Source organism: Methylobacterium sp. PvP105, from assembly GCF_017876975.1.
GTDB lineage: Bacteria > Pseudomonadota > Alphaproteobacteria > Rhizobiales > Beijerinckiaceae > Methylobacterium > Methylobacterium radiotolerans.
The window spans coordinates 2,492,217-2,511,438 of sequence record NZ_JAGIPA010000001.1; the positions used below are offsets into that span (position 1 = coordinate 2,492,217).

The 19,222-nt window shown below is 72.7% G+C and carries 17 protein-coding genes and 1 tRNA gene; 10 read left to right on the forward strand and 8 right to left on the reverse strand.

All coding sequences use genetic code 11. The annotated features are described in order from the left end of the window. Nucleotides 1–77 precede the first annotated feature (77 nt). Nucleotides 78–1,607: a malonate--CoA ligase gene (locus J3A75_RS11970; RefSeq protein ID WP_029361210.1), complete on the forward strand. Its 1,530-nt coding sequence runs from the start codon at nucleotides 78–80 to the stop codon at nucleotides 1,605–1,607. Between the two features lie 177 nt (nucleotides 1,608–1,784). Here J3A75_RS11970 and J3A75_RS11975 read toward each other — a convergent pair whose 3' ends face one another. The 4 genes from J3A75_RS11975 to J3A75_RS11990 form a co-directional block, all read right to left on the reverse strand. Then, a complete protein-coding gene (locus J3A75_RS11975) occupies nucleotides 1,785–2,576 on the reverse strand; it encodes a hypothetical protein (RefSeq protein ID WP_070999160.1) in 792 nt (263 codons plus the stop codon). Between the two features lie 109 nt (nucleotides 2,577–2,685). After that, nucleotides 2,686–3,057: a DUF3618 domain-containing protein gene (locus J3A75_RS11980; protein ID WP_106427818.1), complete on the reverse strand. Its 372-nt coding sequence runs from the start codon at nucleotides 3,055–3,057 to the stop codon at nucleotides 2,686–2,688. Nucleotides 3,058–3,062: 5 nt separating this feature from the next. Continuing rightward, on the reverse strand, nucleotides 3,063–3,500 hold the full coding sequence (locus J3A75_RS11985) for a phage holin family protein (RefSeq protein ID WP_012318467.1): 438 nt from the start codon (nucleotides 3,498–3,500) through the stop codon (nucleotides 3,063–3,065). Nucleotides 3,501–3,504: 4 nt separating this feature from the next. Then, a complete protein-coding gene (locus tag J3A75_RS11990; RefSeq protein WP_012318468.1) occupies nucleotides 3,505–4,050 on the reverse strand; it encodes a hypothetical protein in 546 nt (181 codons plus the stop codon). Nucleotides 4,051–4,489: 439 nt separating this feature from the next. Here J3A75_RS11990 and J3A75_RS11995 point away from each other — a divergent pair, with 439 nt between their 5' ends. Together J3A75_RS11995 and glgX are read left to right on the forward strand one after the other, a co-directional pair. Beyond that, nucleotides 4,490–5,911 carry a trehalose-6-phosphate synthase gene (locus J3A75_RS11995; RefSeq protein WP_024830509.1) on the forward strand — a complete coding sequence of 474 codons (1,422 nt, stop codon included), beginning with the start codon at nucleotides 4,490–4,492 and terminating at the stop codon, nucleotides 5,909–5,911. A gap of 54 nt (nucleotides 5,912–5,965) precedes the next feature. Then, the gene (gene glgX / locus J3A75_RS12000) at nucleotides 5,966–8,086 is read left to right on the forward strand and encodes a glycogen debranching protein GlgX (RefSeq protein WP_070999164.1); all 2,121 of its coding nucleotides are present in this window, start codon (nucleotides 5,966–5,968) and stop codon (nucleotides 8,084–8,086) included. A 36-nt stretch (nucleotides 8,087–8,122) separates the two neighbouring features. Here glgX and J3A75_RS12005 read toward each other — a convergent pair whose 3' ends face one another. Together J3A75_RS12005 and J3A75_RS12010 are read right to left on the reverse strand one after the other, a co-directional pair. Continuing rightward, entirely contained in the window at nucleotides 8,123–9,067 is a 945-nt protein-coding gene (locus tag J3A75_RS12005) for a ribose-phosphate pyrophosphokinase (protein WP_012318471.1), read from the reverse strand. A 196-nt stretch (nucleotides 9,068–9,263) separates the two neighbouring features. Then, a complete protein-coding gene (locus J3A75_RS12010) occupies nucleotides 9,264–9,500 on the reverse strand; it encodes a DUF4170 domain-containing protein (protein ID WP_012318472.1) in 237 nt (78 codons plus the stop codon). Between the two features lie 161 nt (nucleotides 9,501–9,661). On the opposite strand from J3A75_RS12010, the gene J3A75_RS12015 reads away from it, so the two are divergent. Then, nucleotides 9,662–10,054: a hypothetical protein gene (locus tag J3A75_RS12015; RefSeq protein ID WP_024830507.1), complete on the forward strand. Its 393-nt coding sequence runs from the start codon at nucleotides 9,662–9,664 to the stop codon at nucleotides 10,052–10,054. Nucleotides 10,055–10,087: 33 nt separating this feature from the next. On the opposite strand, the gene J3A75_RS12020 is transcribed toward J3A75_RS12015, so the two are convergent. Together J3A75_RS12020 and J3A75_RS12025 are read right to left on the reverse strand one after the other, a co-directional pair. Then, nucleotides 10,088–10,336 (reverse strand): hypothetical protein, encoded by a 249-nt coding sequence (locus J3A75_RS12020; protein WP_012318474.1) that lies wholly within the window; start codon nucleotides 10,334–10,336, stop codon nucleotides 10,088–10,090. 210 nt (nucleotides 10,337–10,546) lie between these two features. Next, nucleotides 10,547–10,639, reverse strand: a tRNA-Sec gene (locus tag J3A75_RS12025). Between the two features lie 131 nt (nucleotides 10,640–10,770). Between J3A75_RS12025 and J3A75_RS12030 the strand changes: the two genes are divergently transcribed. From J3A75_RS12030 to J3A75_RS12055, 6 genes are all read left to right on the forward strand, one after another. Further along, complete coding sequence (locus J3A75_RS12030; RefSeq protein WP_012318475.1) at nucleotides 10,771–13,215, forward strand: sensor histidine kinase NtrY-like; 2,445 nt, start codon at nucleotides 10,771–10,773, stop codon at nucleotides 13,213–13,215. Next, a complete protein-coding gene (locus J3A75_RS12035; RefSeq protein WP_012318476.1) occupies nucleotides 13,212–14,576 on the forward strand; it encodes a sigma-54-dependent transcriptional regulator in 1,365 nt (454 codons plus the stop codon). The genes J3A75_RS12030 and J3A75_RS12035 overlap by 4 nt, the downstream gene beginning before the upstream one ends. 195 nt (nucleotides 14,577–14,771) lie before the next feature. Next, nucleotides 14,772–15,023 carry an RNA chaperone Hfq gene (hfq, locus tag J3A75_RS12040; protein ID WP_007563033.1) on the forward strand — a complete coding sequence of 84 codons (252 nt, stop codon included), beginning with the start codon at nucleotides 14,772–14,774 and terminating at the stop codon, nucleotides 15,021–15,023. Between the two features lie 362 nt (nucleotides 15,024–15,385). After that, nucleotides 15,386–16,798: a GTPase HflX gene (hflX, locus tag J3A75_RS12045; RefSeq protein ID WP_012318477.1), complete on the forward strand. Its 1,413-nt coding sequence runs from the start codon at nucleotides 15,386–15,388 to the stop codon at nucleotides 16,796–16,798. Then, nucleotides 16,798–18,123 carry an adenylate/guanylate cyclase domain-containing protein gene (locus tag J3A75_RS12050; protein ID WP_012318478.1) on the forward strand — a complete coding sequence of 442 codons (1,326 nt, stop codon included), beginning with the start codon at nucleotides 16,798–16,800 and terminating at the stop codon, nucleotides 18,121–18,123. Before hflX ends, J3A75_RS12050 begins: the two co-directional genes overlap by 1 nt. A gap of 207 nt (nucleotides 18,124–18,330) precedes the next feature. After that, on the forward strand, nucleotides 18,331–19,221 hold the full coding sequence (locus J3A75_RS12055; RefSeq protein WP_245364332.1) for a putative selenate ABC transporter substrate-binding protein: 891 nt from the start codon (nucleotides 18,331–18,333) through the stop codon (nucleotides 19,219–19,221). The last annotated feature ends 1 nt before the right edge of the window (nucleotide 19,222 follow it).

A 19,222-nucleotide genomic window follows, 5' to 3' on the forward strand; every position in this document is an offset into this window, starting at 1 on the left:
GGAAAGGGCTCGCCGAGTGGGCCTCCGGGCGGCTATGGGTGCGCGCGACCCACAGCCCGTGATAGCCCAGCCTCACGATGACGAACCACCTCTTCTCCCTGGTGCGGGACGGCGCCTCCGATCCCGCCAAGACCGCGCTCGAGACGCCGGACGGGCGCCGCTACGCTTACGCGGACCTGATCGCCCGCTCCGGCGCCTACGCAGCGGCCCTGCGGGCCGCGGGCGTCGCGCCCGGCGACCGGGTGGCCGTGCAGGTCGAGAAGAGCCCCGAGGTGATCTTCCTGTATCTCGGCGCGGTCCGGGCCGGCGCCGTGTTCCTGCCGCTCAACACCGCCTACACCCCGGCGGAGATCGGCTACTTCCTGGGCGACGCCGAGCCCACCGTGTTCGTCTGCGACCCGGGCCGGCGCGACGCCCTGACCGAGGCCGCCGCCGGCGTCCGGCAGATCTGGACCCTCGACGGGGCGGGCGGCGGCAGCGCCGCCGAGGCCGCCAACCGGGCCGCCAACCGGGCCGCCGATGCGGGCGCCGCCTTCGCGGACGTGCCCCGGGGCCCGGAGGACCTCGCGGCGATCCTCTACACCTCGGGCACGACCGGGCGCTCGAAGGGCGCCATGCTGACCCACGACAACCTCGCGTCGAACGCCCGGACGCTGGTCGACTCCTGGCGCTTCACCGCCGACGACGTGCTGATCCACGCCCTGCCGGTGTTCCACACCCACGGCCTGTTCGTGGCGACCAACACGGTGCTGGCGAGCGGCGGATCCATGCTGTTCCTGCCCCGGCTCGACCCGAAGCTGATCCTGAGCCTGATGCCGCGGGCCAGCGTGCTCATGGGCGTGCCGACCTTCTACACCCGGCTCCTCAAGGAGCCGGGCCTGACGCCGGAGGCGGCCAGGGGCATGCGCCTGTTCGTGTCGGGCTCGGCGCCGCTGCTCGCCGAGACCCATCGCGAATGGCAGGCCCGCACCGGCCACGCCATCCTCGAGCGCTACGGCATGACCGAGACCAACATGAGCACCTCGAACCCCTACGCGGGGGACCGGGTCGCCGGCACGGTCGGCTTCCCCCTGCCGGGCGTGTCCCTGCGGGTGGTCGATCCCGAGACCGGCGCGGCCCTCGGGACCGACGCGGTCGGCATGATCGAGGTGAAGGGCCCGAACGTGTTCCAGGGCTACTGGCGCATGCCCGAGAAGACCGCGGCCGAGTTCCGGGCCGACGGGTTCTTCATCACCGGCGACCTCGGCAAGGTCGACGGCCGGGGCTACGTCCACATCGTCGGGCGCGGCAAGGACCTGATCATCTCGGGGGGCTTCAACGTCTACCCGAAGGAGGTCGAGACCGAGATCGACGCGCTGCCGGGCGTGGTCGAGTCCGCCGTGATCGGCCTGGCGCACCCGGATTTCGGCGAGGCCGTCACCGCCGTGGTGGTGGGCGGCGCCGGCTGCCCCGACGAGGCCGGCGTGCAGGCCGCCCTGGAGGGCCGCCTCGCCCGGTTCAAGTGCCCCAAGCGCGTCCTGTTCGTGGACGAGCTGCCGCGCAACACCATGGGCAAGGTCCAGAAGAACCTGCTCCGCGAGGCGCACGCGGGTCTGTACCGGGCCTGACGATCCGGCCGTCGGCGCCAGGGCCGACGAAGCTCGGTCCCTGGGCCCGCCGTCCCCGCGCGCCGGGGCGGGAAGCCGGCCGCCGCGATTCCCGGCGCGCGGCGCCCCGGGTCGCTCCCGCTCCGCCCGTGCGGACGGTGCGGGAGCGACCCGCCGGCGCCTGGCCCGGGACCCGGATCAGAGATTGTGCTGCGTCCGCTCGCCCTCCGGCGGCTTGTGCCCCTCCGGATCGGCCACCTTGCGCGCGGCGGCGTTGAGGTTGTCCGGATCGAGGGCGGTCTGGACGAACTCCCGGCCGATATTGGTCACCTCACGGGCGTAGCGCAGGCCCTGGTCGCGGACCTCGTCGGCCCAGGGGCCGATGCTCCGGTCCTCCTGGCGGGTGCGCGGCAGCAGCGCGCCGAGGAGCAGGCCGGCGGCCACGCCGACCACGCCGACGAGGAGCGGGTTGTCGTCCACGAAGCGCTCGACGGCGGTGCGCCCGCGGTTGATCCCCGCGATCCCCTGGTTGGTCAGGTCGTCCAGCGCCCGCATGTTGCGGCGATGGAGGGCGCCGGCCCGCTCCCGGGCATCGTCGTAGGCCGCGGAGGCGCGGTCGCGGGCCTGGTCGGCCGCCCCGCCGAGGCGGTCGTTGATGTCGTCGGCGAGGCCCGACACGGTGCGGCGCGCCTGTCCGGCGAACTCGGTGGCCCGGTCGCCCGCCGCCCGGATGCCGTCTTTCGCGGCCGCGGCGGCGTCGTGCCCGGCCGCGTCGTGCGAGCCCGTCGCCGCGCCGGACTGGAGCGGGTCGTGCAGGCCGCGCGGGTCCGGCCGGAGGGTGAAGTCGCCCGCGGCCGTGCCGGGCGCGCCCGGGTCGCCGAGGCCGGCCGGGTCCGGCCGCAGGCTCTTGTCGCCGCCGCCGTGCGGCATGCCCGCCTCGGCGGCGAGCTGCTCGGGGGTGCTGGAAGGGGTACCCGGCTTGTCGGTCATGGCGCTGTCCTCAAATGTCGGTCTCGGCGGCCCGCCTTCGGCGCCGGTCCGCCCGGTCGTTCGCCCGGGCGCGCGAGGTGTCTCGTCCCGGATCCGGACGGGTCGGTCCTCAGATCTCGGTCGTGTCCAGCGGATCGCGGGCCGGGCGGACCGTCGGGAGGTCGGGGTCGTAGCCGCGGGCCGCGCCGGTGTTCAGGGTGGGCACGCGCTCGGCCGAGACCTCGGTGCGGCGGCGCTGGGCGTCGCGGGCCATCCGGTTGAACAGCAGGCCGACGCCCGCCGCGATCAGCAGCACCGGCACCGGGTTGCGGCGCACCGCCTCCAGGGCCGAATCGTAGGTGGTGTTCAGGGCCGGCACCCGCCGGGCATTGCCCAGCATCTCGTCCACCAGATTCGGCACCGAGAGCCGGCCCTGGATGCGGTCGATCGTGTCGTCGAGCCGGGCACGGCTCTCCTCGATCTCCTTCTCGAGGTCGTTCATCGTACTCATCCGGACACGCGCTCCGACAGGGCCTGGGCATCCTGGCGGACCTGGCGCGTCGTGCGCGTCGGGGCCAGGGTCGAGAGGGAGAGGACGCTGCGCGCCCACAGGGCCATCCCGAGGGCGAGGAGCAGCAGCACGCCGCCGACGATCAGGGCCGAGAGCCACTCGGAGCCCACGATGGTGGCGAGCCACTTCACGAAGGCGCCGATCAGGACCAGCAGGGCGACCACGGCGAACACCGCCGAGCCGACCATGCAGGCGAGGCCGACGATGAGCTGGCGGACGTTGCCGGCCATCTCGGCCCGGAACAGCGCGATCTCCTTGCGGGCGAGCTCGTTGGTCTCGCGCAGGGCGTCGCCGATCAGGCTCTGGATGCTGGAGGGGCCGGCGGAGGGGCCCGTGGACGGGCCCGCCTGGCGCGGGTCGGAGCCGTGGGTCATGGCGTCAGGCCCGGAAGCTGTCGCGGGCGTCGCCGTCCGGCGCCTCCGGCGGCAGGCTGGACGACTTGATGAAGCGGGCGGCGATCAGCCCGGCCACGAAGGTCCCCACCGCCACGGCGACCGGCGCGCGCCGGGCGAAGGACTCGGCCTCGCTGTAGAACTCGCCGAGGCTGCGGCGCTCGATCGAGGAGCCGAGCTGCTCCAGCCCGTCGGCGGCGCTGTCGAAGAAGGCGCGGACGTTCGGCTTGTCGCCGAGGTCGCGGCCGGAATTGCGGATCGTCTGGGCGAGGTCGTGGACCGACTGCGCGGCATCGCTCTTGCGCTGCTCGACGTAGCTCTGCGCCTGCAGCCGGGCCGCGTCGAGCAGGCCGCGCCCGCGCTCGGCCGCCACGTCGGCGAGCCCCTCGACGTCGCCCTGCAGGGCCCGCCACTGCGCGCGCTCCTCCGCGGCGGTGTGCGGCGCGTGGTGCGGCGCGTCGTGCGGCCCCTCGCGGTGCGGATCCGCGATCGGGTCCACGGGGGTGCCTTGCGGTAACTCGTTGCCGGCCATCTCGAAAACACTCCTCGCGGCGCGGGGACGGGGCCGCTCGCGGCGACCGCGGGCCCCGCGATGGCTGAGTAACCGACTCGGCTGTCGCGGGTTCCGGCCTCCGTGCGTCCTTCCGGTGCGCGCGCCGGGTCCGGGGCGGCGCGCGGCACCGCTCAGTCCCCGTTCAGGCAAGGTCTGCCAGAACCGCCACGCTCGCACAACGCTCGCACAACGCTTGCACGACGCTCGCCCGGGGCGCCCGGTCGGGACGGAGCGGTCGCCCTGTCCCGGAACGGCAGGGCCTCGACTTGACCCGCGCCCGGCTTCACGCTTGGGTTGCCGGACGACCAACAAAGGATCGCGCAGGGACTCCGCGCGTTCTGACATAGTAGTGATGTCCCGATGCAGGCGCGGCGAGATCCTCGACCCGACCCGCGCCCCTGATCCGGAGTCGACCCGCGTGGCACGCCTTGTGATCGTATCGAACCGCGTCGCCGTCCCGGAAGAGGGCGGCAAGGCGGTGGCGGCGGGCGGCCTCGCCGTCGCGGTCAAGGAGGCCTTCACGGCCTACGAGGGTCTGTGGTTCGGCTGGAGCGGCACCATCACGGACGAGCCGTCCGAGGAGCCGACGCTGATCGACCGGGGCCGGGTCCAGTACGCCGTCGTCGACCTCTCGCCGCAGGACCACCTGGAATACTACGCCGGCTTCGCGAATCGGGCCCTGTGGCCGATCATGCACTACCGGCTCGGGCTCGGCGCCTTCTCGCGCTCGGACTACGCCGGCTACAGCCGCGTGAACCGGACCTTCGCCCGGGCGCTGGCCAAGCTGGTCGAGCCCGACGACATCATCTGGGTCCACGACTACCACCTGCTGCCGCTCGCCGCCGAGCTGCGCGGCCTCGGGCTCGACAACCCGATCGGCTACTTCCACCACATCCCCTGGCCCGCCGCCGACGTGTTCAACTCGCTGCCGGCGAGCGGCGAGCTCCTGCGCGCCATCGTCGACTATGACCTGATCGGCCTGCAGACCGAGGCGGACGTCCAGAACCTGCAGCGCAACCTCGTCGACACCCAGCGGGCGATCCCGCTCGGCGGCGGCTCGCTGATGGTCGACGGCCGCCGGACCCGGATCCGCGCCTTCCCGATCGGCATCGACGTGGCGGGCTTCAAGGAGGCCGCCGAGAAGGCCAACGCCAACAAGGTCGTGCGCGAGACCATCGCGGGCCTGCGGACCCGCAAGCTGCTGATCGGCGTCGACCGGCTCGACTATTCCAAGGGCGTGCCCGAGCGGATGGAGGCGGTGGAGAGCTTCTTCGCCTCGAACCCCGACCAGCGCGGCAACGTCACCTACATCCAGATCACGCCGAAATCCCGCAGCGAGGTGCCGGAATACGAGCAGCTCGCCCGCGAGGTGAACGAGAAGGTCGGCGAGATCAACGGCTCGCTGGGCGACCCGGCCTGGACACCGATCCAGTACATCACCAAGGCCTATCCCCGCCCGGTGCTGGCCGGCCTCTACCGGGCCGCGCGGGTCGGCCTCGTCACGCCGATGCGCGACGGCATGAACCTCGTCGCCAAGGAGTACGTCGTCGCCCAGTCCGAGGACGATCCGGGCGTGCTGGTCCTGTCGAAATTCGCCGGGGCGGCCCGGCAGCTGCCGGAGGCGCTGCTGATCAACCCCTACGACCGGTTCGAGGTCGCCGAGGCGATCCGGGCCGCGCTCTACATGCCCAAGGCCGAGCGGCTGGCGCGCTGGAAGCCGATGGTCGAGCGCATGACCCGCGAGGACGTCGACTGGTGGGCGCGCAACTTCCTGGCGGAGCTCGAGAATTTCCGCACGATCGAGCGCGAGCCGCCCACCGCCGCGGCGGCCGCCGAATAGCCGGCGCCGCCCGCTGCTTCCGCCCGCCGCCCTCCGTGTGACCGGACGCCCCGCATGATCGCCGTCGACGACGGGGTGCCGGCGCCGCTCGGCGCCCATTTCGACGGGCGCGGCGTCAACTTCGCCCTGTTCTCCGAGCACGCCACCGCGGTCGACATCTGCCTGTTCGAGCCGGGGGAGCGGCACGAGACCCGCACGGTGCGGCTGCCCTGCCGGACCGACGACGTCTGGCACGGCTACCTGCGCGGCGTGCTGCCGGGCCAGCTCTACGGCTACCGGGTGCACGGCCCCTGGGACCCGGCGGCGGGCCACCGGTTCAACGCCTCGAAGCTCGTCCTCGACCCCTACGCGCGGGAGATCCGCGGCCGGATCCGCTGGCACGACGCGCTCTACGGCCATCGCCGGGGCGGGCGCGAGGACCGGATCGACCGGCGCGACAGCGCGGTCTACATGCCGAAATGCGTGGTCACCGCCCCGGAGGTGCCCGACCTCGCGCTCAATCCGGTGCGCCGGCCGCTCGCCGAGACGGTGGTGTACGAGGCGCACGTCAAGGCGCTGACCCGCACCCATCCCGACATCCCCGAGGCGGAGCGCGGCACCTACGCGGCGCTCGCCCACCCGGCGATCATCGCGCATCTCGTGAAGCTCGGCGTCACCGCCCTGGAACTGCTGCCGATCCAGGCCTTCGCGGATGACCGCTTCCTGGTCGAGAAGGGGCTGGTCAATTTCTGGGGGTATCAGCCCCTGGGCTACTTCGCCCCGGACCCGCGCTACCTGGGGGAGGGCGGCCTCGGCGGCCTGAAGGCGGCGATCCGGGAGCTGAACGCCGCCGGGATCGAGACCTGGCTCGACGTGGTCTACAACCACACCGCCGAGGGCGACCACACCGGCCCGACCCTGTCGTTCCGCGGCATCGACAATGCCAGCTACTACAAGCTGGACCCCGCCGATCCGCGCCGCAATCTCGATTGCACCGGCTGCGGCAACACCTTCGACGCGAGCCACCCGCGGGTGATGCAGCTCGTGCTTGATTCCCTGCGCCACTGGGTCACCGCCTACGGCATCGCGGGCTTCCGCTTCGACCTCGCCTCGAGCCTCGGGCGCGCCCCGTTCGCCTTCACCCCGCAGGCGGCCTTCTTCCAGGCGGTGGCGCAGGATCCGGTCCTGGCCCGGGTCAAGATGGTGGCCGAGCCCTGGGACATCGGGGAGGGCGGCTACCAGCTCGGCGGCTACCCGCGCGGCTGGAGCGAGTGGAACGACAAGTTCCGCGACGCCACACGGGGCTTCTGGAAGGGCGATTCCGCCACCCTCGCCAAGGTCACGCAGGGGCTGACCGGCTCGCGCGAGGTGTTCGCCCCGTCCCGGCGCTCGCCGCTGGCCAGCGTCAACTTCATCGCCAGCCACGACGGCTACACGCTCGCCGACACGGTGGCGTACGAGGCGAAGCACAACGAGGCCAACGGCGAGGACAACCGCGACGGCCATAACCACAACGTCAGCCGCAACTACGGCGTCGAGGGCGACACCGACGACGCGGCGATCCTCGCCCTGCGCGCCCGGCAGAAGCGCAACATGCTGGCGACCGTGATGCTGGCCCAGGGCGTCCCGATGCTGCTCATGGGCGACGAGCGCTCCCGCAGCCAGGGCGGCAACAACAACGCCTACGCCCAGGACAACCCGACGAGCTGGATGGACTGGAGCGTCGATCCGGATCCCGCCCTCACGGACTTCGTCGCCAACCTGCTGGCCCTGCGCCGGGCTCAACCGGCCCTGCGGCGGCGACGCTTCTTCACGGGCGCGCTGATCGACCCCGACGAGCCGCTGCGCGACGTGCACTGGCTCTCCCCCGAGGGCATCGAGATGGAGGTCCGGCACTGGTCCGACGACGGGCTCCAGGTGTTCGGCATGCAGATCGGCAACGACGGCGATCCGGGCGACCGCCTGCTGATGCTGTTCAATGCCGGGGCGGAGGCCGTCGGCTTCCGCCTCGCCCCGGTGATCGGCGGCCCGTGGACGCCGGTCTTCGACACGGGCGAGCCCGCGGGCGCCCGCGCCCCCGGCGCGCCGGCGATCGCGGCCGGGGGCGCCGTGCCGCTGCCGGGCCGCACGGTCCTGGTGCTCACCGCGCCGGGAACGGAGACCGGCGACCGGGGCGGCTGGGTGCAGGGCCGGTAGGGGCGGGGCGCCCCCGGGATCGGCCGGGAGGCGCCGTCAGTCGAACAGGCTGGACACGCTGGACTCGGTCGCGGTCCGGCCGATCGCCTCGCCGAGCAGCGGCGCGATCGTCGCCACCCGGATGTTGCGGGCGAGCTTGACGGCCTGCGTCGGCTGGATCGAGTCGGTGATCACCAGTTCCTTCATCCGCGAGGCGGCGATGCGGGAGACCGCGCCCCCCGACAGGACGCCGTGCGTGATGTAGGCCGAGACGTCCTTGGCGCCGGCGTTGAGCAGGGCCTCGGCGGCGTTGACCAGGGTGCCGCCCGAATCGACGATGTCGTCGACGAGGATGCAGGAGCGGCCCTCGACCTCGCCGATGATGTTCATCACCTCGGACTCGCCCGGGCGCTCGCGGCGCTTGTCGACGATGGCCAGCGGGCAGTCGATCCGCTTGGCGATGGCGCGGGCCCGGACCACGCCGCCCACGTCCGGCGACACCACCATCCGGTCGGCGCTCGGCAGCCGCTCCTTGATGTCGCGCACCATCACGGGGGCGGCGAACAGGTTGTCGGTGGGGATGTCGAAGAAGCCCTGGATCTGGCCGGCGTGGAGGTCGAGGGTCAGGACGCGGTCGGCGCCGGCCTCGGTGATGAGGTTCGCCACCAGCTTGGCCGAGATCGGGGTGCGGCCGGAGGTGCGCCGGTCCTGCCGCGCGTAGCCGAAATACGGGATCACCGCCGTGATGCGCCGGGCCGAGGACCGGCGCGCGGCGTCGATCATGATCAGCAGCTCCATCAGGTGGTCGTTCGCCGGGAACGAGGTCGACTGGACGATGAACACGTCCTCGCCGCGCACGTTCTCCTGGAGCTCGACGAAGATCTCCATGTCGGCGAAGCGCCGGACCATGCACTTGGCGAGCGGCAATTCGAGATAGGCCGCGATCGCCTCGGCCAGGGGCCGGCTGGCATTCCCGGCGATGATCTTGATCGAGGATTTCATGGGCGGCCGCTCGCTGGCGGCCGGACCTCCCGCCGCTCTTGTTCAGACCGGTCTCCCGAGGAGCCGGAACGATCCGATGACGGGCGAGGCTCTTAGCAGCGGGCAGGAAGTGTCACAATGCCTTCACGGCCGCCCCGCACGCACCGCGGGTGCCCGCGGCGGACCCGGAGCCGGGCCGGGGCCGCGCGCGGTCCCCTCAGGGGGCCGGCGGCTCCAGCAGCCGGTGCAGGTGCACCACGAAGTAGCGCGTCTGCGCGCTGTCGACGGTGGCCTGGGCCTTGGCCCGCCACGCGGCCTGGGCGGAGGCGTAGTCCGGGAAGATGCCGACGATGTCGAGGTTTCGGATGTCCCGGAACCGGACCCCGTCGAGATCCTGCAATTCACCGCCGAAGACCAAGTGCAGCTTCTGGTCGCTGTCGATTGCCGTCGTCATGGCCCGTCCTCCGTTCCACGGCGGCGCTCGCAAATGGCGGGCCCGCGGTCAAGCCTGAACATCCGCAGGCGAGCCCTGAGCCCGCCGCAGGCCTGCGCGGCGGCCGGGCGCGGCGCCGCGGCGGATGCGCAACCCCGGACGCGCCGTGCTACGAGCGGCCCATGACACGCCGCCCTCTCTCCGACGCCGTCCTCGTCGCGCTGGCCCTCGGCCTCGGCGCCGCGCCGGTTCAGGCGCAGCAGGCGCCCCGCGCGCGCGCCGACAGGAGCGCCCCGGACCGGCGGGCCGGGCCGCCGGTGATCGGCTGCCCGTCGCTGGCCAATTACCGCATGCTGATGCGCGACGGCGCGGCGGCCGCCGCGGCGCACCTGGCCGATCCCAAGGCGGACCATCTCGGCTGCGCGGCGCTGGCGCGCACGGAGCTCACCGGCATCGTCGACAAGGTGACGCTGGGCGGCCAGAGCTACGACTGTGCCGGCGTGCGCGGCACGACGGCCTGCCACTGGATCGCGCCCGGGACGATTCCCGAGGCCCCCGCGCCGGCCAAGCGGTGACGGAGCGGTGACGGACGGGCCCTCGGCCCGGGCTCAGCGCAGGTGGCCGCTGGCGCGCAGATCCCGCTCGACGGCGTCGTGGAGGGCCTGGAGGGGATTGTCGTTGATGGCGGCGGGCGGGTGCAAGGGCGCCATCGGGGCGGGCCGGGTGTCGAGGCCCGGCAGGATCGCGGCCTCGGTGCCCGGCCGAAGCGCGGGCCGTCGCACAGGCCGGCGCGCCGCGAGGGTCCGCAGCGCCTCGCGGGCGCCGGGCGGGAGGAACGTGACGAGTCTGTCCAGCATGGCCGGCCTCAGCGCGCACGGCCGGCCGAGGCCGGCGGGGACGGGACGATGGTGGCGGACCGGTTCTTCACGAGGGCACCCGTGCGGGATCGACCGCGGGAAACGAGCCGGCACCCCCACAGTTCCGATGCAGCAGTATTGCGAATTTTATCGCACGTGTCGCCTGGATATCGGCGAACACTGATCTGCCGATCGCGACTGCGCGAAGAGTGGCGGAAGCGGATGGGAATCGAACCCACCGTACGCTGTTGGCGTACCGCTGGTTTTGAAGACCAGGAGGGCCACCAGACCCCGTTCGCCTCCACGGCCGGGGGTACGGGCGGGGCGGGGCGGGGTCAAGGCCGGCCGCCTGCGGCGGATCGCGCCGCCGGTCCACCGCCCGGGCGCCCGGATTCGTATTAATTCCGCCACACTGTTGTGGCCTTGCACCAGTCATGCCGTTCCTGAGACGCTCACGGACAGAGGAAGGCCCCGCGCCGGTCCCCGAGAGGGGTGCCGACGGGACGGGCGAGACCGCGGACCAGCAGGACGCGGGCACGCCCGCGGGTGCCGACGCGGCCCAGCCGTCCGGCACGCCCCTGGCGGAATCGCTGCGGCCGGGCCCGCGCGGTCCCGGCTGGATCGGCGCCGCCATGGTGGTCACCGCCCTGGTCTCGGCGCTCGCGACCTTCCTGATCCTGGCCGGGGTGATCCGGGTGACGCCGACGCCGGCCTACGGCGTGACGCTGCTCGCCATCAACGCCGCCCTGGTGCTCGGCCTCGCGGTCATCATCGCCTGGGAGGCGCGGGTCTTCCTGCACGCCCGCAAGGCCAACGCCGCGGTGGCGCGGCTGCACACCCGCATCGTCGGCCTGTTCTCGCTGATCGCGATCCTGCCGACGATCCTGCTCGCCGTGGTCGCCTCGGTGACGATCGACCGGGGCCTGTCGCTCGGCTTCACCGACCGGGTCCGCGACGTGGTGCTGAAATCCGTGGAGGTGGCCGACGCCTACCAGGAGAACCAGTGCCAGAGCCTCGCCCGCGAGATCCGCATCCTCGCCGACGACCTGACCCGGGCCCGGCCGAACTTCGACGTGAACCGGGACTGGTTCCAGACCTTCCTGACCACCCGGGCGACCAATCTCGGCCTGCCGGTGGCGCAGATCATGCGCGGGCCGACCGAGGTGGTGGCCCGGGCCAAGATCGACGTCCTGAAGACGAACCGGCTGCCCTCGGCGGCGGCCTTCGAGGACGCGGCCAACTCCGCCGACCCGATCTGCCTCCTGCCCACCGAGGGCCGGGTCTTCGCCGCGCTGCTGCGCATGCCGGCCTACGACGACGCCGTGCTGATGGTGCAGCGGGAGGTGAGCCAGCTCGCCATCGAGTTCCCCGGCGTCTCCCGGGCGGCGGCGGCCGAGTACCTCACCTACGACTCGCTGCGCCGCTCGATCCAGATCACCTTCGCGTCGGTGTTCCTGCTGATCGCCCTGATCGCGCTGCTCTCGGCCGTCTGGTTCGGGATGAACTTCGCCAACCGGTTCGTGGCGCCGATCCGGCGGCTGATCAACGCCGCCGACCAGGTGGCGTCGGGCAACTTCTACGCCCAGGTGCCGACCAAGAAGACCAGCGGCGACCTCGCCCATCTCGGCGAGAGCTTCAACAAGATGACCCAGGAGCTGCGCCGCCAGCACGCCGGCCTGATCGCCGCGAGCGACCTGATCGACACCCGCCGCCGCTTCACCGAGGCCGTGCTGTCGGGGGTCTCGCCCGGGGTGATCGGCCTGGACGCGGCGGGCTTCGTCACCATCGCCAACCCGGCCGCCGAGCGGATGGTCGACCTCGCGAGCGACGCGCTCGTCGGCCAGCCGCTGGCCCGCGCGGTGCCGGAGCTCGCGCCGGTGCTGGCCGAGAGCGAGGCGCGCCCGCGCAGCCTGCAGCAGCAGCAGGTCCAGCTCACCCGGTCCCGGGGCGAGCGCACCATCACGGTGCGGGTCACGAGCGAGCAGGCGCAGGGGGCCTCCCGCGGCTCGGTGGTGACGCTCGACGACATCACCGACCTCGTCCAGGCGCAGCGCAGCTCCGCCTGGGGCGACGTGGCGCGCCGCATCGCCCACGAGATCAAGAACCCGCTGACCCCGATCCAGCTCTCCGCCGAGCGGATCCGGCGCAAGTACGGGAAGGTCATCACCGCCGACAAGGAGGTGTTCGACCAGTGCACCGCCACGATCGTCCGGCAGGTGGACGAGATCAAGCGCATGGTCGACGAGTTCTCGGCCTTCGCGCGGATGCCGAAGCCGGCCATCGCGCCGAACGACCTCACCGAGATCGCCAAGCAGAACCTGTTCATGATGCGCGTGGCGCACCCGGACATCGACTTCGCGTTCTCGGCCCAGACGGGCGCGGCGGAGGGCGGCGCCGGCGAGTCCGAAAAGATCGTGGCGGCCTTCGACATCAGGCTGCTCAGCCAGGTGATCACCAACATCCTCAAGAACGCCGTCGAGGCGGTGGCCGAGGTGCCGGAGGCCGAGCTCGGCAAGGGCAAGATCTCCTTGAGCCTCGCCGTCGAGGACGGGTTCGCGGTGATCGCCGTCACCGACAACGGCAAGGGATTTCCGGCCGAGGGGCGCCAGCGCCTGCTCGAGCCCTACATGACCACCCGCGAGGGTGGCACCGGACTGGGGCTTGCTATCGTCAGCAAGGTGCTGGAGGAGCACGGCGGCGGGATCGAGCTGAACGACAATCCCGCCGGCCGCGGCGGCCAGGTCCGGATGCGGGTCCCGCGCGAGCACGGGCCCGAACCGGCGGCGGCCCCTGAGATCGGTCCTCAGACCAGTCCCGTCACGACAGAGGAGAAGGGCGCCGCGCCGACGGCCCCCCGGATCGCGGAGATGCACGCATGAGCGCCGATATCCTGATCGTCGACGACGAGGCCGACATCCGCGACCTCGTCGCCGGGATCCTGGACGACGAGGGCCACCGCTGCCGCACGGCCGGCGGCTCGGACGAGGCGCTCGCCGCCATCGAGGCGCGCCGGCCGCACCTCGTCTTCCTCGACATCTGGCTGCAGGGCTCCCGGCTCGACGGCCTGCAGGTGCTCGACCTGATCAAGGCCGCCAACCCGGACCTGCCGGTGGTGATGATCTCGGGCCACGGCAACATCGAGACCGCGGTCTCGGCCATCAAGGCGGGCGCCTACGACTTCATCGAGAAGCCGTTCAAGGCCGACCGGCTGATCCTGGTGGCCGAGCGGGCGCTGGAGGCCTCCCGGCTCCGGCGCGAGGTCCGCGACCTGACGGCGCGCTCGGGCGCGACCAACCGCATCGTCGGCACCTCGCTCGCCATCAACCAGCTGCGCCAGACCCTCGACCGGGTGGCGCCGACCAACGCCCGGGTGATGATCACCGGGGCGCTGGGCTCCGGCAAGGAGCTCGCGGCGCGCAGCCTGCACAAGGCCTCGGCCCGCGCGAACGGCCCGTTCGTGCTCCTGAACGCCGCCGCCATCCTGCCCGAGACCATGGAGGCCGAGCTGTTCGGGGTCGAGGGCGAGAGCGGCCGGCGCGTCGGCGCCCTGGAGGAGGCCCACGGCGGCACCCTCTACCTCGACGAGGTCGCCGACATGCCGCGCGAGACCCAGAACCGGATCCTGCGCGTCCTCGTCGACCAGAACTTCCAGCGGGTCGGCGGCACGACGCGGGTGCACGTGGACGTGCGCATCATCTCCTCGTCCTCCCGGGACCTTCAGGAGGAGATCGCCGCCGGCCGCTTCCGCGAGGACCTGTTCCACCGCCTCTCGGTGGTGCCGATCCGGGTGCCGGCCCTGTCGGAGCGCCGGGAGGACGTGCCCGAGCTGATCCAGTTCTTCATGGACAACATCTCGTCCCAGACCGGCCTGCCCAAGCGCCGGATCGCCGAGGACGCGATGGCGGTGCTGCAGTCGCACAACTGGCCGGGGAACGTCCGCCAGCTCAAGAACAACGTCGAGCGGCTGATGATCCTCACGCAGGCCGACCCGGAGCAGGAGGTCACCTCCGAGATGCTGCCCTCCGAGATCGGCGCCCTGGTGCCGACGACGCCGGGGGGCGCGGGCGGCGAGAAGCTGATGAGCCTCGCGCTGCGCGAGGCCCGCGAGATCTTCGAGCGCGAGTACCTCGTGGCGCAGATCGCCCGGTTCTCGGGCAACATCTCGCGCACCGCCGAGTTCATCGGCATGGAGCGCTCGGCCCTGCACCGCAAGTTGAAGTCCCTCGGCATCGGCCCGTGAGGCCGCGGCGCCGGGGCGCGCGTTGAGGGCGGGGCCGATCCGTCACGGATCGGCTGGAACGGGGGTTGCTTGCGCCCACGCTTTCACGTCGTCATGGTGCTTGTATACACGACGCCGGACCGGATGATCGGACGATCCGGCCCGCGGCATACCCATCCGGGCCGAGTGAGCCGGGACAACAAGAAGGCCAAGAAGATGGCGGGCGAACGCGCACAGAACCTTCAGGACACCTTTCTCAACCATGTCCGCAAGAACAAGATCCCGCTGACGATCTTCCTCGTCAACGGCGTCAAGCTCCAGGGCGTGGTGACGTGGTTCGACAATTTCTGCGTGCTGCTGCGCCGGGATGGCCATTCCCAGCTGGTCTACAAGCACGCGATCTCCACGATCATGCCGGGCCACCCGGTGCAGCTGTTCGAGCCGGACGAGACCGCCGAGAAGGCGTGAGGGCCGGCGGCAGGACGAGGGCGGGGCCGCTGCGTCGGATGACCGTCGCCCGGGCGTAGACTCGCGCGTCCGGCCCGGGCCTCTCGCGCCGTCATTCCGGGGCGCCGCAGGCGAGCCCGGGATCCGCGAACGCGACGGGTTCCCGGAGCCGGCACGGCGGCGGGTCCGGATCCCGGGCCCCGCCGCGCGGCCCTCGGGAAGACGGCGCGGCTGCGGCGCGGCTGCGGCGCGGCTGCGGCGCGGCTGCGGATATCCGCCGCGTTTCCGCCTCCGAGCCTTGGCCCGGCGCGCCCGCATCCCCATTCTGTCGAGTCCGAGTTCTCGAACGAAGCCGCCGGCGTCCCGGCGGTGCCAAAGGCCGTATGACCGAAACGCTGACGTCCGGCGAAGCCCGCCTCCAGGCGCAGGCCGCCCCCGAGGGCGAGATCGCCGCGGCGACCCACACCCTGGTGATCGGCCCCTACCTCGCGCGCGGCGCGGCGGGGGCCGGCCCCGGACCGGCCGCGCCGTCGCGCTCCGTGGAGGCCCGCCTCGACGAGGCGACCGGGCTGGCCGCCGCGATCGAGCTCGACGTGGTCGAGAGCCTCGCGATCAGCCTGCCGCGGATCCGGCCCTCCACCTATCTCGGCAAGGGCCGGGTCGAGGAGATCGCCGGCCTGATCCGCGCCCGCGAGATCGGCCTCGTCGTGATGGACTGCGCCCTGTCGCCGGTGCAGCAGCGCAACCTCGAGAAGGCCTGGGGCGCCAAGGTCATCGACCGCACCGGCCTGATCCTGGAGATCTTCGGGCGCCGCGCCTCGACCCGGGAGGGCACGCTGCAGGTCGAGCACGCCCACCTCGCCTACCAGAAGTCCCGGCTCGTGCGCTCCTGGACCCACCTGGAGCGCCAGCGCGGCGGCTTCGGCTTCCTGGGCGGCCCCGGCGAGACCCAGATCGAGGCCGACCGGCGCATGATCCAGGAGCGCATGACCCGGATCGAGCGCGACCTCGACGCGGTGGTGCGCACCCGCGGCCTGCACCGGCAGAGCCGGGCGCGGGTGCCGTACCCGATCGTGGCGCTGGTGGGCTACACGAACGCCGGCAAGTCGAGCCTGTTCAACGCCCTGACCCGGGCCGAGGTCACCGCCAAGGACATGCTGTTCGCCACCCTCGATCCGACCGCCCGGGCGACCAAGCTGCCCCACGGCGAGACCGTGATCCTGTCCGACACGGTGGGCTTCATCTCCGACCTGCCGACGCCGCTGATCGCGGCCTTCCGGGCGACGCTCGAGGACGCCATCGAGGCCGACGTGCTGCTGCACGTGCGCGACGTCTCCCACGTCGATTCCGAGGCCCAGGCCGAGGATGTCGGGGCGGTGCTGCGCGAACTCGGCATCGAGACCAGCGCCGACCGGATCATCGAGGTCTGGAACAAGGCCGACCTCCTCGACGACGACGAGCGCACCCGCCTCCTGAACCTCAGCGGCCAGGCCAGGGCCCGCAACGACCGGGACAGCGCCGCGCCGGTCCTGGTCTCGGCCCTGACCGGGGAGGGGCTCGCCGCCCTCACCAGCCGGATCGAGGCGCGGGTCGGGCGCAACCGCGCGAGCTTCGCGGTGGCGCTGCCGCCGGAGGACGGGGCGGCGCTGAACTGGCTCTACGAGAACGCCGAGATCCTCGACCGCCGCTCGGAGGCCGACGGCACCCTGCACCTCGCGATCCGGATCGCCCCCGAGAAGGAGCCGCGCTTCCTCAACCGCTTCGCGGCGGCCCGGCGCCTCGGCCGGGGCGGCTGATGGCCTCGGGCAGCGCCGGCAACCCGACGCTCTCCGCGCTGGGGCCCGCGCGGGCTCCGGCCGAGCGCCGGGCGGATCCCGGATCGGACGACGAGGCGGTGCTGCGGGCCATGCAGGCCGGCGGCGGCCTGCGCCTGCTCGGCCTGCGGGTGGTGATCGTGCTGGTGCTGCTGATGGCGGCCCAGGCCTATGACGGCTCGCTGCACGCCCTGAGCCACTGGCTCATCCTCGGCCTGTACGGGCTCGGCACGGTCTGGTTCGGGCTGCGGGAGCGGGGCGGCGGCCCCGCGGCCAACGCCTACAGCTGGGCAGGCACCGGGCTCAATGCCGGGCTCGCCGTCTACGTGATCATCGAGCACATGCTGGCCGGCGGCGGGGCGGGGCTCGGCGCCGACGCGGTGAGCCGCCTGCCCGCCTTCCTGCTCCTGCTCCAGACCGGCCTGAGCATGCGGGTGGCGCAGACCCTGCTGTTCTGCGGGCTCGTCACCGTCTGCTGGAGCGCGGCCTTCCTGGTCGGCCTGGTCCATCCGGACCTGTTCCCGAACGCCGACACCTTCCCGACCGCGCAGGTCACCGGGCTCGCCACCTTCATGGTGGCGGGCCTCCTGGTGGTCGACGGCATGATCCGCCTGCGCGCCGCGGTGGCGCGGGCCCTGCGCATGGAGCACGAGCGCTCCCAGCTCGCCCGCTTCGTGCCCGACACGGTCGCCCTCGACCTCGCCGCCGAGGACGGCGATTCCGGCCTCGGCATCCACCGGCGCCACGCCTGCCTGATGATCCTCGACATCCGCGGCTTCTCGCGGCTCTCCCGGGAGCACCCGCCCGAGGCCATGGTGACGGCCCTGCTGGCGGTCCGGGCGGCCGCCCAGGCGGCGGTGGCGGAGCAGGGCGGCCTCGTCGACAAGTACATCGGCGACGCGGTGCTGGTGCAGTTCGTCGTCGGACACCCCGACGCCCAGGCGCGCGCGGCGCTCGCCTGCGCCCTGTCGATCCACGACCGGATCGCCGCGCTCAACGCGGCCCGCACCCGGGAGGGGCTGTTCCCCCTGCGGGTGGTCGTCGCCCTGCACGCGGGCGACCTCCTGGTCGGGGTCTTCGACGACGGGGTGCGGGCCGAGTACACGGTGCTGGGCCCGGCGATGAACGCCCTGGCGCGGATCGAGACCCGGGCCAAGGCGGCCGAGATCGAGCTCGCCGCCTCGGGGGATTTCCTGGATCTGCTCGGCGGCGTCCTCCCGGCCGGGATCCGGGCCGTCCCGGTGCCGGACGCCGCCCTGCCGGAGCACCTCACGCTGTCGGCGATCGCGGTGGCGCCGGGTCCCTGAGGCGAGCCGGCCCGCGCGGAGCGCAGGCCTCGCTGCGGTGTCCGCTGCCGCGGGCGGGCTCGCAGCGCCGTGAGGCTGGCGGCCGCGGCAACTTCTGCTACGCCCGCCGGGATGTGAGCCCACCGTGCGTGGGCGCGGTGTAACGAGGAAGCGATGCTGGGATCGAGGCCGGGATCGAGGTCGGGATCGAGGGTGAGATCAGGACGGTTGGGACGGCTCGTCCTGGGGGCATTGGCGGTCCTGGCCGCGCCGGCGCAGGCGCAGGCGCAGGCGCAGGAGAAGCCGGCCGCGAAGGCGCTCCCGCCCCTCGTCTTCACCGGCATTCCCGACCAGGACGAGAGCCGGCTGTTCGAGCGCTTCGGCAAGGTCGCCGCCTATCTCGAGGCCAGGCTCGGCGTGCCGGTGCGCTACATCCCGGTGAAGAGCTACCCGGCGGCGGTCACCGCCTTCACCAACGGGCAGGTGCAGCTCGCGTGGTTCGGCGGCTTCACCGGCGTCCAGGCGCGCAGGGCCGTGCCGGGCTCCCAGGCGATCGCGCAGGGCGCCGAGGACGCGGCGTTCAAGACCTACATCATCGCCAACGCCGCCGCCGGGCTGAAGCCGGAGAAGGATTTCCCGAAGGACATCCGGGACAAGACCTTCACGTTCGGCGCCCGCGCCTCGACCTCCGGGCGGCTGATGCCCGAGTACTTCATCCGGCAGGCCTTCCCGGGGAAGACCCCCGAGCAGGTCTTCGCCCGGGTGGGCTTCTCGGGCGACCACACCCGCACGATCCAGCTGGTCCAGTCCGGCGCCTTCGCGGTCGGCGCCGTCGACTACTCGGTCTGGGACCTCGACACGAAGGCCGGCAAGGTCGACCGACAGGCGGTCTCGGTGATCTGGGAGAGCCCGACCTTCCCCGACTACCAGTGGACCGTCCGGGGCGACGTGGAGCAGACCTACGGCGCGGGCTTCACCGACAGGCTGCGCGCCGCGCTGACCGGCATCACCGATCCGGCGATCCTGGAGCCGTTCGGGCGCTCGCGATTCATCCCCGTGACCGACGCGGCCTACGAGCCCCTCGTCGCGGTCGGACGCTCCACCGGACTCCTGGACTGAC